The organism is Halopseudomonas sp., from assembly GCF_036961105.1.
GTDB lineage: Bacteria > Pseudomonadota > Gammaproteobacteria > Pseudomonadales > Pseudomonadaceae > Halopseudomonas.
Genome location: NZ_JBALWW010000002.1, coordinates 161,232 through 175,946, shown reverse-complemented (window position 1 = coordinate 175,946; position 14,715 = coordinate 161,232). Strand labels below are relative to the sequence as shown.

12 protein-coding genes are annotated in these 14,715 nt (G+C 59.6%); 6 read left to right on the top strand and 6 right to left on the bottom strand.

Annotated features, from left to right (window positions below; genetic code table 11):
* Positions 1-256 precede the first annotated feature (256 nt).
* Complete coding sequence (locus V7756_RS03600; protein WP_335608787.1) at positions 257-1,561, top strand: methyl-accepting chemotaxis protein; 1,305 nt, start codon at positions 257-259, stop codon at positions 1,559-1,561.
* A 53-nt stretch (positions 1,562-1,614) separates the two neighbouring features.
* On the opposite strand, the gene V7756_RS03595 is transcribed toward V7756_RS03600, so the two are convergent.
* Positions 1,615-2,952 (bottom strand): DUF1329 domain-containing protein, encoded by a 1,338-nt coding sequence (locus V7756_RS03595; protein WP_335608786.1) that lies wholly within the window; start codon positions 2,950-2,952, stop codon positions 1,615-1,617.
* Between the two features lie 338 nt (positions 2,953-3,290).
* Positions 3,291-4,544, bottom strand: coding sequence for a DEAD/DEAH box helicase (locus V7756_RS03590; RefSeq protein WP_442908943.1), 1,254 nt, complete (start codon positions 4,542-4,544; stop codon positions 3,291-3,293).
* A 185-nt stretch (positions 4,545-4,729) separates the two neighbouring features.
* On the opposite strand from V7756_RS03590, the gene V7756_RS03585 reads away from it, so the two are divergent.
* The 4 genes from V7756_RS03585 (at position 4,730) to V7756_RS03570 (ending at position 8,219) form a co-directional block, all read left to right on the top strand.
* The gene (locus V7756_RS03585) at positions 4,730-5,338 is read left to right on the top strand and encodes a LemA family protein (protein ID WP_335608785.1); all 609 of its coding nucleotides are present in this window, start codon (positions 4,730-4,732) and stop codon (positions 5,336-5,338) included.
* Positions 5,335-6,090 (top strand): TPM domain-containing protein, encoded by a 756-nt coding sequence (locus V7756_RS03580; RefSeq protein ID WP_335608784.1) that lies wholly within the window; start codon positions 5,335-5,337, stop codon positions 6,088-6,090. The genes V7756_RS03585 and V7756_RS03580 overlap by 4 nt, the downstream gene beginning before the upstream one ends.
* Before the next feature lie 19 nt (positions 6,091-6,109).
* A complete protein-coding gene (locus V7756_RS03575; RefSeq protein WP_335608783.1) occupies positions 6,110-6,727 on the top strand; it encodes a TPM domain-containing protein in 618 nt (205 codons plus the stop codon).
* A 175-nt stretch (positions 6,728-6,902) separates the two neighbouring features.
* Entirely contained in the window at positions 6,903-8,219 is a 1,317-nt protein-coding gene (locus V7756_RS03570) for a glycerophosphodiester phosphodiesterase family protein (protein ID WP_335608782.1), read from the top strand.
* An 81-nt stretch (positions 8,220-8,300) separates the two neighbouring features.
* On the opposite strand, the gene V7756_RS03565 is transcribed toward V7756_RS03570, so the two are convergent.
* Entirely contained in the window at positions 8,301-9,947 is a 1,647-nt protein-coding gene (locus V7756_RS03565) for a methyl-accepting chemotaxis protein (RefSeq protein WP_335608781.1), read from the bottom strand.
* 199 nt (positions 9,948-10,146) lie between these two features.
* Positions 10,147-12,066 carry an alpha/beta fold hydrolase gene (locus V7756_RS03560; RefSeq protein WP_335608780.1) on the bottom strand — a complete coding sequence of 640 codons (1,920 nt, stop codon included), beginning with the start codon at positions 12,064-12,066 and terminating at the stop codon, positions 10,147-10,149.
* Between the two features lie 302 nt (positions 12,067-12,368).
* On the opposite strand from V7756_RS03560, the gene V7756_RS03555 reads away from it, so the two are divergent.
* Positions 12,369-12,914, top strand: coding sequence for a DUF411 domain-containing protein (locus V7756_RS03555; protein ID WP_335608779.1), 546 nt, complete (start codon positions 12,369-12,371; stop codon positions 12,912-12,914).
* A 249-nt stretch (positions 12,915-13,163) separates the two neighbouring features.
* Here the strand turns inward: V7756_RS03555 and V7756_RS03550 are convergent, their stop codons facing one another.
* On the bottom strand, positions 13,164-13,427 hold the full coding sequence (locus V7756_RS03550; protein ID WP_335608778.1) for a YebG family protein: 264 nt from the start codon (positions 13,425-13,427) through the stop codon (positions 13,164-13,166).
* 101 nt (positions 13,428-13,528) lie between these two features.
* Positions 13,529-14,689 (bottom strand): cell division protein ZapE, encoded by a 1,161-nt coding sequence (gene zapE / locus V7756_RS03545; protein ID WP_335608777.1) that lies wholly within the window; start codon positions 14,687-14,689, stop codon positions 13,529-13,531.
* Positions 14,690-14,715: the final 26 nt, after the last annotated feature.

Genomic DNA, 14,715 nt, shown 5'->3' with positions numbered 1-14,715 from the left:
TGCCGTTGGCTGCGCTCATAGGAGTATCGGCCATGGGGGGCACAACTGAAGGTGAGGGGGCAGATTAAATGGAAATACAGCGGCGTTAAAATGCCGCCCGGGTTAAAAGTCAGGCAGCAGGGCTCTGGTCTCTGATGCTAGGTCAGCGTCTGAGAGGCTTTCAAACTTGTACGATATGTATTTCGTCGTACAAGTATTGCATTCTAGTGGCGTATCGATAGTATGGCTCTCGGCCACTAATGGCGGGGAGAGACTTATGTTCAATGCGAAGCTGAAGGAGTTGTACAGATCACAGGGATTGGATCTGGCAGAAAAGAAGGCCCAACTGGACGCCATGAAGACGCACATGGCGTTTATCGAGTTTACTCCCGCCGGTGTGGTGCTTGATGCCAACCCCCGCTTTTTGCAGCTCATGGGGTACTCCATGGAACAGATAGTGGGCCAGCCGCATCGCAAATTCTGCTTGCCTAGTGATACGAGCACTCCAGCCTATCAGCGCTTCTGGGCCGATCTGGCACAGGGCAAGGCATTCTCCGATACCTTTGCGCGGGTGCGCGCCGATGGTCAGCAGCTCTGGCTTGAAGCGACCTACTTCCCGGTGACGGACGCCAGTGGCAAGGTGGTGTCGGTAGTGAAGCTGGCCTCCGACGTTACCGCCGTCAGCAACGAACTGAAGGAAAAGGATGCCGTCATTTCGGCCCTCGATAAATCACTGGCAGTGATCGAGTTCTCCCCGAGCGGCGAGATACTCAAGGCCAACCGCAATTTTCTCAACGTCATGGGCTATTCGCAGAGCCAGCTCGTGGGCAAGCATCACCGCCTCTTCTGCACCGACGCCTTTTTGCAGCAGAATCCGAGGTTCTGGGCGGAACTGAGCGCGGGTGCGCACAGAAGCGGCCAATTTGACCGCATCAACAGTCGCGGCGAGGTGGTGTGGCTGGAAGCCACCTACAATCCGATTTTTGATATGCATGGCAAAGTGGTGAAGGTGGTCAAGTTTGCCAGCGATATCACCGCGCGGGTTGAACAGGGGCTGGCCATTCGGCAAGCGGCCGAAGTAGCCAGTAGCACCTCGGAAGAAACCGCCCTGATTGCCCAGCAGGGGATGACCTCGCTGCAGGCAGCGGTGGATACGTCGGCGCGTATCGCTGCACAGGTTGCGGATGCGACCCGCCTGATAGGCCAATTGAACGCCCAATCGAAAAGCATCGAAGAAATTGTTGCGACCATTTCAGCCATCGCCGATCAGACCAATCTTCTGGCGCTCAACGCGGCGATTGAAGCCGCCCGCGCGGGAGAGCAGGGGCGCGGCTTTGCGGTGGTGGCGGACGAGGTGCGCAGTCTGGCGGCACGCACCAGCAAGTCCACCTCGGAAATCGCATCGGTGGTGCAGAAGAACCGCGAACTCACGCACCAGGTAACCGAGACGGTGCATTCGGTTAGCCTGACCGCCGAACAGGGTAGTGAGCGCACGCAGCAGGTCTCATCGATCATGGATGAGATCTACCAGGGTGCAGAGAATGTCTGTCGTACTGCCTCGGGTTTACTTAACGTTAACTGATTGTCAGGCAGAACGGAAAACGCCGGGCCGCTAATAGGCTGCCCGGCGTTTCTTCAGTTCCCCTCGCGGCGCAACGCCTGGGGCGAGAAATCCCTGGGGTTGATATTGGCATTGAAGTTGTACATAGGCTCGTTATTGTCCAACCCATCTACAAAGTAGTTGCCGTCCTTGAGGTGATAGAGCGTTTCCAGCGTGCTGCCGACCATGGGCACTTCGTAATAGTTGATTGGATGCGCTTCCTGCAGCCCAATCAGTTCGCCGTCGGCATCACGCAGATCGACCGCCAGGATCTGCCAGCTGTCTTCGTCTACGTAGAAACGGCGCGCGGCATAGGGGTGGCGATAGCCGGTGCGTAATACCGCATTCACTATCCAGACGCGGTGCAGCTCGTAGCGCAGCAGTTCGGGGTTCAGTGTTTTCGCCTGCACTATCTGCTCGTAGGGAATACCTTTCTGGTGTACCGCGTAGCTATTGTAGGGCACCAGCATTTCCTGTTTGCCGACCAGGCTCCATTCGTAACGGTCCGGTGCGCCGTTATAGGTATCCAGCACATCGGCAGTCGCCAGGTCGCTGGTATCAGGTTGCACCGAATCGTAGGCCAGGGTGGGCAGGCGGCGCACGCGGCGGTTATCCGGGCTGTAGCGCCAGGCCTTGCGGGTGGTCAGTACCTGATCCAGCGGGTCCTGTACTACCAGGGCGGTATTGGCGAGCTTTGCCGGTGCGGTCACCACGTATTTGTACAGCAGCAGGGTGTTGTCGAGCTGATCGGTAGTCATGCCTTCGCGGCCATAGACGTAATAGATCTGACGGTCGCGCTTGATCAGGTTGCTGTTGCCGTTGATCACCACGGCCTGATTGTTGATGAAGTGGTTCTGGTCACCCTTGTAATGCAGGATGTGGTTCCAGATGATCTCGATGCCATCCTGCGGAATCGGGAAGGGGATGCCTGCCGCTGCACCGCGAATGCCATTGCCGTTGGCGATCAACTCGGCCCTGACGGCGTTGGCTTTGGTGGCGTCATAGATGCGCTGCGGGGCGGACGCGCTACGGCGAGTCGGGAAGACGCGCATCGCATAGTCTGGGTGGCGCTGCAACAAATCGCTCAAACCTGCGGGCAGCTGTGCCTTGTGCTGCTCCATGTTCTGCGCGGTGACGCGAAATGCCTCGCTATCTGCCGCGTAAGGATCGGGATGATGCATGCCGGGACGATAGCTTGAGGGCGTGCTGACGCCGCCGGCCCAGGCGGGAATACTACCTTCGCTGTTGCCGGCCTGTTCGGCACCTAGAGGGGTAAGGTCTCGACCCAGACGGTCGGCTTGCAGCGGATCGACCTGGGCCACTGTTTGAGCCGAGGCAAGCGTCAGCAGCACGGCGGCGAACGTCCTGTACATGGTTTTGCTCCTTGCGACGCGCAAGCCTGGCCGGCGCGTGACTGTGGTAGGGGTAGGAATAGAGTAGGGCAGATGACGCAGGCGGCCCATCTCGTCTCACGCGGGCTCACGCTGGAACGCGGGTGCTCGCGCGGAGCGCATTGTAACGCCAAAGCCACGTCAAAACCCGGTTCTAGCGGGCCTGGCTACAAAACGCTACAGAGTCGTGGTGGCGCGTTAGCCGGCGCGGCGCCCGGAGTAGATCAAAGGGTGGAACAGGGCGATAGCCGAGCGCAACACGGCCGCACCTGGACGCCTGGCCGTTGCCACGCTGAGGCGCCATGAACTGCTTGCGTGGCTCAGTTCTCCTCAAACCAGGTGCCAAGATGAACTTTGTTCTTGCCGCCCTGTTTCGGTTTCTTTGGCTTCTTGGGTTTTTTCACCAGCTGGCCACCGATGCGTGTTTCCGGGACCCGATGCTCCGGCGAGAACTCTGGCTGCTCGCGACGTTCCAGTAGCTGTTGAGTAAGGGTTTCGATCGCAGCCAGCTGCCTTACTTCATCGGCGCTTACCAGCGAGACAGCCTGTCCGCTGCTGCCGGCGCGACCGCTGCGGCCAATGCGGTGAATATAGTCTTCGGCATTGATTGGCAGGTCAAAGTTGACCACCAGCGGCAACTGATGGATGTCGAGTCCACGCGCGGCAACATCAGTAGCCACCAGTATCTGTATCTCGCCGGCCTTGAGTCGCGCCAGCGCTCGCAGCCGCGCAGGTTGCGGGCGGTCGCCGTGAATGGCATCGGCGCTCAGACCTTCGCTCTCCAGCCGTTGTACCAGTTGCTCGACGCCCTTGCGCGTATTGACGAAGACCAACGCCTGAGCGCCCGGCTGCTGCCTTAGCAGCTGCAGCAGCAGATCCCCTTTGCGTTTCTTGTCGACTGGAACCAGCCATTGCTCGACGCTGGTGGCTGCACTGTTGCGCGGGCTGATGTCGAGTATCAGCGGATCACGCAACAGGTCATCGGCCAGTTGCCGTATGGGCGCGGTGAACGTAGCTGAAAACATCAGCGTCTGGCGCCGGTTAGGCAGTGCGCACACCACCTGGTCCAGCTCGTCGGCAAAGCCCAGATCGAGCATGCGATCAGCTTCATCGAGTACCAGCATCTGCAACTGGCCGAACTTGATGGCATTCTGGCGGTAGAGATCAAGCAAGCGACCGGGGGTGGCGATGAGCACATCCACGCCCTTGCGCAACGCCATCATCTGCGGGTTGATCGATACACCGCCATATACTGCGTAACTGCGCAGCGGCAGGCTTTTGCCATAGCGCTGAAAACTCTGCAGCAACTGCTCGGCCAGCTCACGCGTGGGTACCAGCACCAGGGCGCGCGTCGAGTTGCTGGCTAGCTTGGGACCCTGCTGCAGCAGTATTTGCAATAAGGGGAGCGCAAACCCCGCCGTTTTTCCGGTCCCGGTTTGTGCGCTGGCCAGCAGGTCACGGCCCTTGAGCACGGCAGGGATCGCCTGGGTCTGGATGGGCGTGGCGCTGCTGTAGCCAAGCGCTTGCAGATTACACAGCAGAGGATCGATCAGGCCGAGGGCGGCAAAGGTCATAGTGTTGTCATGGTAGAGAGTAGGCCGGCCAGTTTACCTGTTGCCAGGCCCGGACGGTTAATCGGGCTTACCGACGGGCAGGTGTGCAGGGGTTTTAACTGGCGGGCATTCGTGTTCTGCTAATGCGAGACTCGCGTTGCTGATAGCGGGTCAAAGGCCAACAACACCCGGACGGACGACAGACAATGAATACGCAGCGTTTTCGATACACCTGGCAAGTGGCAATTCTCCTTATGTTCAGCAGCCTGTTGGCGGGCTGCGGCATCAACAACATTCCTACCTACGACGAGCAGGTAAAATCGGCCTGGTCGCAGGTGGAAAACCAGTATCAGCGCCGCGCTGACCTCATTCCCAATCTGGTGGAAACGGTCAAGGGCTTTGCCCGCCAGGAGCAGGAAACCCTGACGGCGGTGGTCGAGGCACGGGCCAAGGCAACCTCGATCAATATCAGCGCCGAGGATCTGAATGATCCGGCCAAGATGCGCCAGTTCGAGCAGGCGCAGAGTCAACTTACCGGCGCACTCAGCCGCTTGATGGCGGTTTCCGAACGCTACCCGGACCTCAAGTCGAATCAGAACTTTCTGGCCCTGCAGTCGCAGCTCGAAGGCACCGAGAATCGCATTGCGGTGGCGCGTCGCGACTTTATCGCTTCAGTCGAGCGTTACAACACCGAAATTCGTACCTTCCCCGGTCGTATCTGGCACAGCCTGATGTACAGCGACATGCCGATCCGTGAAAACTTCAGTGCCACCACCGAGAACGCCGAGCAGGCGCCACAGGTCAACTTCGAATGAGGTGTTTCCTGCCACTGTTGTTGAGTTTGCTGCTGTCTCCGTTGCTATGGGTAGGTGCTGCGGTGGCACAGACTGATGAAGCGGCTCTGCCCAAGCTGACCGGCCGGGTAGTAGATCAGGCCGAGTTACTGGGGCAGGGCGCAGAGCAGCAGCTTACCCAGATGCTGGCGGCCCATGAGCAAGCGACCAGCGAGCAGGTTGTGGTGGTCACCGTGCCAAGCCTGCAAGGCCAGAGCATCGAGCGCTTCGGCGTGGAGCTTGGCCGCGCCTGGGGCATCGGGCAGAAGGACGAAGACAACGGCGCGCTCCTTATCATCGCCCGCGACGATCGCAAGATACGCATTGAAGTAGGCTATGGCCTGGAAGGGCGGCTGACCGATGCACAGTCCTCGACCATCATCAACAGCATCATCACTCCAGCCTTTCGCCAGGGCCAGTTCGAGCAAGGCATAGTGCAGGGCGCGGGCGCCATGATTCAGGTGCTGGGCGGCAATCCTCTGGCGGTTGCCGAGCGTGGCGAGCGTGCCGAGGGCAAGAAGAAGCCCGCCGGCGCGATACTACTTGTGCTGATGCTGATTGTGACCACCTTTATCGGCGGCGGTGGCCGTGGCGGCATGGGGCGAGCCTTGCTGGCCGGGGCGGTACTGGGCGGCATGAGCGGGAGCTCGCGCGGCGGTGGTGGTTTTGGCGGTGGCGGCTTCGGCGGTGGTGGCGGCGGCTTTGGCGGCGGCGGGGCCTCCGGCGGATGGTGATTTCAATCAAGGATGCACAATGACGCTTCTTTCAAGCAGTGAACAACAACAGGTTGCCGATGCGATTGATCGCATCGAGCAGCACACCGATGCCGAGGTGGTCACGGTATTGGCCCGCCAGGCGGATGACTATCGCTATATCCCGCTGTTATGGGCAAGTCTTCTCGCCCTGGTAGTACCGGGCGCTGTGGTGTATTTCAGCGGCTGGCTGAATCTGATGGAGCTGCTGCTGGCGCAATGGGCCACGTTCGTGGTGCTGGCGCTAGTGTTTCGTGTACCGCGCATCACCACTCGGTTGATTCCACGGTCGGTACGGCACTGGCGCGCCGCCAATCTGGCGCGGCGCCAGTTTATCGAGCTCAATCTGCATCACACCGATGGCGAAACCGGGATGCTTATCTTTGTCTCCGAGGCCGAGCGTTACGTCGAGATCATGGTAGATCGCGGTATTTCCAGTCGCATCGACAACGCCCGCTGGGAGTCGATCGTCGCTGCGTTTACCGCTCAGGTAGGCAAGGGTCAGGTATTGCAGGGTTTTCTTGATTGCATCGAGACGTGCGGGGAGCAGCTGGCGCAGCACCTGCCAGCCACGCATGAACGCAACGAATTGCCCAATCGCCTGGTAGTGCTTAACTGAGGTTGATGACATTTCCATGCCAGGCCATGGCTGGATTGCCATGGCCTGCGCGTTTTGCGACCGGCCGCGCAATTTTGTGGCATCGATCGGCTTTTTTTTTCCTCGGTTCACCTGGCTGTCATCCGTCACGCCAAAGCTATGCAGGCACATCCACTCATTTCAGAAGGAGTCTGGTATGACGTCTCGCATTGGGTTAACCCTGGTTCTGGCCGGCAGTCTCATGACTGTCAGCGGCATGGTTGGCGCGCAGGGCTGGTTTGCCGGTCATGATCACAACGACAACGCAGCGCGTGGGCTTGAGCGCTTGCACGAGAAACTGGCTGAGCTGAAGCAGCGGCGCAACAGGCGCGCCGATGTGCAGCTCGGGCCACGGCCACAATGGCTGGTCGACGATATGGACGAAGGCCCGCTGAAGACGCGTCTGCAATCCTGCCGCACCGACAACATGAAGCGCACTGATTTCTCGATTGGCCATCGTGGCGCCCCGCTGCAGTTTCCCGAGCACACCCTGGAGTCCTATGTCGCAGCGGCGCGCATGGGCGCGGGCATTGTTGAATGCGACGTAGCCTTCACCAAGGACCGCGAGCTGGTCTGTCGCCACGCGCAGAACGACCTGCACACCACCACCAATATCGTCACCATCCCCGAGCTTAACGCCAAGTGTACCCAGCCCTTTGTGCCGGCGGATTCAGTCAATGGCACGCCGGCACAGGCCGAATGCCGCACCAGCGACATCACCCTGGCCGAGTTCAAGACTCTGGAAGGCAAGATGGATGCATACGACCCCCTGGCGACCACGCCTGAGGAATACGTAAAAGGCACCGCCGACTGGCGCACCGACCTTTACGCCAGCCGTGGCACGCTGTTGAGTCACAAGGAAAGCATCGAGCTGTTCCGATCGCTGGGCGTCAAGTTCACCCCGGAGCTGAAAACCCCGGTAGTCGAGATGCCCTACGAGGACGATTACAGCCAGCACGATTATGCGCGGCAGATGCTGGAGGACTACCTGGAGGCGGGATTGAAGCCGCGCGATGTCTGGCCACAGTCGTTCCAACTGGAGGATGTGACCTTCTGGATCAACGAGATGCCCGAGTTTGCCGATCAGGCGGTATTTCTGGATGAGTCGCCGATCACGCCCGAGACCTCGTCACTGGCCTACATGGAAGACCTTCATGCCCAGGGTGTGCGCATACTGGCGCCGGCGATCTGGAAGATGCTGACACTCGATGGCCATGGCAACATTGTGCCCTCCGAGTATGCCCGGAACGCCCGCGCCGCCGGCCTGGATCTGATTGCCTGGTCGATGGAGCGAGCCGGCCCGCTGGCCCAGGGTGGCGGCTGGTACTACCAGAGCGTAACGGACGCCATCAACAACGATGGCGACATGTTGACGGTAATCGATGTGCTGGCGCGGGATGTGGGGGTGATAGGCATTTTCTCTGACTGGCCCGCTACCACGACCTTCTACGCCAACTGCATGGGTATGAAGTAGCCAGGTCGCATCTCAGCTGAGCGGCATGGTGAGCCGCCACAAAACGCCGGGCCGGAGGATCGCTCGGCGTTTTGCTGTCTGTCAGCGATGACCGCCGGTCTTGAACTGGCTGATCAAACGATCCAATTCTGCAGCCGCGTCGGTGAGTTGTCGCGCATTGCCGGCGGTATCCTGCAATTCGCGCATCACCCGCCCGCCCAGGGTGCTGAGCTGGCTCAGGCTGGAGGAAATCTCGGTACTGGTGCGCGACTGCTGCTCGGCTGCAGCGGCCACCTGGCTGGTCATGTCGGTAATGGTGTCCACCGAGGCGGCAATCGACAACAGCGCGCTATGTGAGCTTTCGACCTGATGCTGCATGGCCGCAGACTGGGCGTGACTGCCCTCCATCGAGCTGACCGCCTTGGCGGTGCCGCTTTGCAGTGCATCAATAAGGCTGCGAATTTCTTCTGTCGAGGCCTGGGTGCGGCTGGCAAGGGTGCGCACTTCATCGGCTACTACGGCGAAACCTCGTCCTTGCTCGCCTGCGCGCGCGGCCTCGATAGCGGCATTCAGTGCCAGCAGATTGGTTTGCTCGGCCACCGCGCGTATTACCGCAAGTACCGAGTCGATGGTATGCGACTGGGCGTTGAGATCGGCCACGGCTTGGCTTGCCTCGCCGATGTCCCGAGCCAGCATTTCCATGCTGCGCGAGGTTGTGGTGGCAGTCTCCTGACCCGTGAGCGCCTGTTCATTGGCCTGTCTTGCCGCCTCGGCTGAGTCGGACATGCGCTGTGCGACTTCATCGGAGGTGGCGCTCATTTCTTCTACCGCCGAGGCGATGGTATCCAGCTCGCTGTTTTGCTGGTTGTAGGATATTTCAGCCTTGCTGATGGCTGCCCCCACCTCATCGGCAATCCGCCTGTTGCGCGCAACCACCTGGCGCAAATCATCGATCACCTGCGCCAGTTTGTCGGTAAAGGCATTGAAACCGCGTGCCAGGCCGCTGATCTCGTCGTCGCCGCTGGTATCCAGGTGGCGTGAGAGGTCGCCGTCTCCGGTGGCAATGTCATTCATCGCCGCTACAGTCTGAGCAATGGGCCGAGCGATGCTCATGGCAATCATCAGGTTCACGGCCACCAGCAGTAACAGGCCAAGCGCCGCCAGGGTGAGCTTGGGCGCCATGTCTGCCCAGAATGCTTGATTAACGTCATCCAGATAGATGCCAGAACCCAGGATCCAGCCCCAGGGGGCGAAGCCGGCGACGTAGGAGATCTTCGGGACAGGGTCGTTAATGCCCGGTTTGGGCCACATGTAATCGACAAAGCCGGCCGAGTCGGCTTTGACCACGGCAACCATATCGCGGAACAGGTATTTGCCGTTCGGATCCTGCACGTCGGCCACACTGTTGCCCACCAGCTTGGTGCTGAAGGGGTGCATGATCATCGTCAGATCGTTGGAGTGGATCCAGAAATAGTCGTTGTTGCCATAACGCAGTCCTTGCAACGCACTGGCGGCAGCAGCCTGCGCCTGCTGCTCGCTTAACTCTCCGCTCTGTTGCTGCTGGTAGAAGTATTCGATCACGCCCATGCCTGATTCGACCAGGTGCTGTGTCTTCATCGCCCGGCCATCCATCAGGCTTTTGCGGTAGTCCAGGGCAAAGCCGGTAACCAGCCCCAACACCAATAGCAATACCAGCAGGGTAACGGCTACCAACCGCTGGTAAATGGAAAAACGGCGCAGCATTTTCATGACAAAGCTCCAGGCTTGCAGGCAGCGCACCAAGGTGGTGGCGCAGAGCCATTGTTATTTTTATCTGTTGTCAGACTAGCAGTGGAGCACAGATGCGCTATGGAAAAATGTGGTGGCAGGCGAAACGGGGAAAGAGCAGGCGGTAGAAACTGCATGAGCTTATGTCATTAAGCTCATGCAGTTCAGCGGCTTGAGTGCTTTATTGAATGTAGTCTTTAAACTGCACCGAGCTTGACCGCACCTCGTCGGAAGGCCAGTTCGGAATGGTGATGGTCTGGGTTTTGCCTGTTCCGCCGCGCGGGGTCAGCTCGATCACAATGGGCTGGCTGGCGTTGGCAGAGGCGGGGATAAACAGATCCAGGCCGGAGATAAAGGGCAGCGCGTTGAAGAATGGGTCGGGGCCGGGTAGCGTGCTCAGGCCATCGCTGTTGCGATCATGCAGAAAAATGCTGCTGGTGCGCTTGAGCAGCGGGGCGGTGGCACTGGTGACTATCTGCGTTTCTTTTTCTCCGTAACTCACCGTAAGGCTGTCGTTCTCCTCGCCCTGGTCCCCCCACAACTCACGGTCGCGCGCGATCATGATATTGGTGTGGTTGGCGCTGCGGTGTAGATAAGCTCCGACCCCCGCGCCCGGGAGTGAGGTATTCAGGCGAACAAAGACGCTGTCCTGTAGATAACCTTCGCGGTAGAAATAGTGATCGGCACCGGCTACATCGCGTACCAGCCCAAACTCGTAGCTTGCGCCCTTGGTCAGCTGGAAGGGGCCCCAGTTGCCATCGCTGCCGATGCGGGCCAGGTGCTCAGGGGTATCGCTCAAACGTATGCCGGTGGCTGGGTCAACTTCAAAAATGCGCAGTTCGGTACCTTCGGCGCCCAGGTTTTGCGGAAACAGGCTGGCGCGACCCGCGAGCCACACTCTGTCGCCTTCGGCTTCGGGGATCAGCTTGGTAGCCGGCTGGCTGCCGTTGAAGTGAGCGTATATGCGCGCGAAGGAGTCAGCCGAGGTGGCCACTTCAATATGCCCGAGGGGCATGTCTTCGGCAGGGTAGACGTTCTGCGCACCGGTCACCTCACGATCGACGTACTGCCCCCAGAGTGCCAGGGTGGGCACATCGCCCGGTTGCGCTTCAAGTGCGGCGCCGTCGATGCTGGCGTAGTGCGCTACCTTGGCGGCGTTGGCTTCCTCGCCCAGGTACATCAGGCTCACGCCTGTGCCCATGGAGTGGGCCATGAGATCAATCTCGTCCGAACCGGATATTCGCCGCAGCCGATCAACCATTTTATTGATCGCAATATTGCGTTCGGCGGCCTGGGTGGGATCCAGCGCACTTTGCCCGGTATTGGTGTTGTACTCATACACCGCCAGATAGGAACGCGGGTAGCCATTGGCACGAAAGCGCATGGCCTGCGATTCGAACTGCGAGGCCGAGCCGGCGCCGCCATGGATGAACAGTACCGGTCGCAGGCTGAAATCGACGCCGGCATCGGCCTGGCTATCCAGTGAATCGAGCAGATGATTGAACGCGTCCAGCCTGGCTGTGAGCGCCCGGTCGCTGTCCGCGGCGTTTTCGGTGAATACTTCGGCGTCATTGAGCGCCGCCAACAGAGCCTGCGCCTGGCTTTCGAAGCTGGCTGTATCACTGAAATCGAGCGAGACACCGGGATTGGAGGCCAAGTAGTCACTGATCGTCTCGCGAATTTCAGCCGAGATATCAATCCCGTTAGCCAGGTTGCCATCGGCATCCAGCGACTGCAGAAAACGCGAGATATTCAGCACGGCCGGGTCGTTGATGGAGGCGGCGCCCTCGACTATATCCAGCGGCGTGATCTGGCTGGCGCCGGCGGCGGCGACCAGGGTAATGCCGGCTAGCGAGAAGGTGATGGTTTCATCGGGCAGGTATTGAAAAGTACCTTCGCTGTCGGTTTCGCCGCTGCGGCTGCCGGTTGCGTAGTGCAGGCCGGCGACCGGAGCGTCGATGAATACGCCGCTGGCGACGCTGGGTTCGTCGTCACTGCCACCACCGCCAGACAGGCAGCCGGTGAGAAGGAGGGCGGAAAGTCCCAACAGCGGCAGGGTGCTGCCGCGCGGGGTTGGGCTGAAGCCGGGTTGGCTTGTCATGGGAGGCCTCGATTTTTATTGGTGTTGTAAGTTTCTACTTGGGCTCAGCTGCAGCCAGGCAGATGCGCTCGGTTCACGCTGGTTGCAGGCTGCTGTGCAGAGGTAAGAAAGTAAGTGCACAACTGTATACTGTCAAGCGTATCTGAATGAGCGTTCATGTTTCGCTGGGCTGTCTGATTGCGGTCGGTCGACGTGTCGCGGGTTATCAGCCGTAACAATTGGCCGGTCTTGTTGCTACCTGTCGCGCCCTGCAGACATGCTAATCTGTCGGCTCATGTGGGCAGGATTGAACGGAGGTGCGTATGCGGGTGATTTTTCCACGGTGGGTGCTATTCACGCTTGGGGCGCTGCCGTTGCTGGCGGCCTGTAACGACCCGGTTCCTGAGAAACCTCAAACCCTGGGCGGCGCAGAGCCAACGCAGAACCAGTCGCTGTTGGCAGAGCCCGCTACCGGTAATCTGTTGCAGGTATTCAAGAGCCCGACGTGCGGCTGTTGCGAAGGCTGGATTGAACACGCAGATCAGGCGGGCTTCAGTACCCAGGCGCAGCATCCTGCCGATATGGCTGCGCTGAAAACCGAGCACGGTATCGCTCCGCAGTACCGTTCCTGCCACACCGCCGTATCAGCCGATGGCTATGTGTTTGAAGGTCACGTACCGGCGCGCTACATAGAGGCTTTTCTTGCTGCGCCACCGGCCGGTGCTCTCGGGTTAGCAGTACCGGGTATGCCGGTAGGCAGCCCGGGAATGGAAATGGGGAAGGACTTCATGCCTTACCAGGTATTGCTGTTGAAGCAGGGCGGTGCTGCCGAGGTGTACGCGCAGGTCGAGAGTCCGGCTGACCAGTAATTGCCTTATAGTGTTTTGCCAATCGCAGTGATAGTGCTAATCGATTTTATAAATCAATCGCGCTGGCAGATGATGCTCCCCGTGTCCAAGACAACCCACAGGGAGCATTACCATGGCCTTACTCAAGCGCATAATCAAACGCACTGGTTCACCGACTCAAGCCGTTGAGGCGCACCCGAATTTCTGGATGTATCAGTGAGCGGAGCTCTGGGAGGCGGTGATTGATAACCCCCGCCCGTCCCGCGCGCTTCAGGCCTCGGCGCCTTCCTCACTCAGACTGGCCAGGGCTTCAGGGTTGCTCTTGAACGCCTTGGCAAATACATCGCGATGCCGCGCCATGTAGATGCTGACTTCCTCGGCCAACTTTTCGCCCAGCTCGGGCACCGCCTGTTGCAACACTTCGCCCAGGGTTTCTGCCAGTTCCAGCATCTTGTCGTGACGGTCTGCTTCGGCTTTATCCATGAACAACTGCTCCGGGTCTCTGCTGCTGCGATATACAATTTCAACGGCCATACACACCTCAGGCTTGAATGCGATTCTTTAGATTGCTGCGGTTTCGGCTACACCGGCCGAGCGGGCAAGTGCTGGTCATTGTACTGGATGAAAATACAGTATCAAGTGCTTTGCGTAGCGGATTCGTCTGTGGCAGCGGTTTCGTAGCCCTGGCCAAAGCGTTGCAGTTGCATTTCCTGCAGGCGGCTGCGGGTGCGCTCGAAGGCGAAGGCCAGATAACCCTGGGTGTAAAGCTGCTCCAGAGGCACTGCTGCTTCCAGGTATAGCGGGATATGCCGGTCATAGCATTCATCAACTAAAGCAATGAAGCGGCGTACGCTGTCATCGTGCACCGACAGGCTGGGCAGCTCGCGATCCCCGGCCTCCACTCGTTCTGCGCTGTCTTCGGTGCCGCGGGCAATGATGCCAGCGCGCTGCGGGCTGCTCAGATTGGGCACTTCGCTCAGCAGGATGGCCGGGAAGCGGTCACACAAGCCGATGAAATCCAGCGCCGACAGGGAGTTGTTGCACAGGGCGTGAAAGCTGAACCAAGCCACCTTGCTGCAGCGCTTTACACAGGGTATTTGCTGATGGCCGAGCAGCACCGGCTCCTGACTGGCCGCGCGGCCGTCACACAAATTGCAGAATACAGCCTCAAGTGGCGATTGCTGCTGGCGTGCTTCGCTGACCCAGTAACGCTGCAAGGCCTGACCGGGATGCAGGCGATGGTCCTGCTCACCGTCCAGCGAAGCAACCCACATGTGCTCCTCAATGGCCTTGATTGCCGGTACGAAGCGATCACGGTTGAAACCGTCGGCATAGAGGTCTTGCGGCGGCAGGTTGGAGGTGCAGACCACCACTACGCCCTGCTCGAACATCTGCCGCATCAGGCCACCCAGTAAAATGGCGTCGCCGATGTCGTTGACAAAGAACTCGTCGAAACAGAGCACTCGCACTTTCTGCGCCATCTCCCGGGCCAACGCGCGCAGCGGATCGGCCGTGCCGGTGATCTGAAACAGACGCTTGTGAACCCAGCCCATGAAATGATGAAAGTGCAGGCGTTTGCTGGGCACCGTCAGGCTTTCATGAAAGCGATCCATCAGCCAGGTCTTGCCCCGGCCAACCGGCCCCCAGAGATAGACACCCCGGGTTTCGCGGCCCGCCTGTAGCGCCTGATAGCATTCTTCCAACTGCCGCGCAGCCTGCAACTGGGCCTCATCCGGGACAAAGCCCTGATGTTCCAGTGCGTGCTGATAGGCGGAGAGTGGCGAGAGAGCTGTCATGGGCCTAGATACTGACCGAAAGCAGC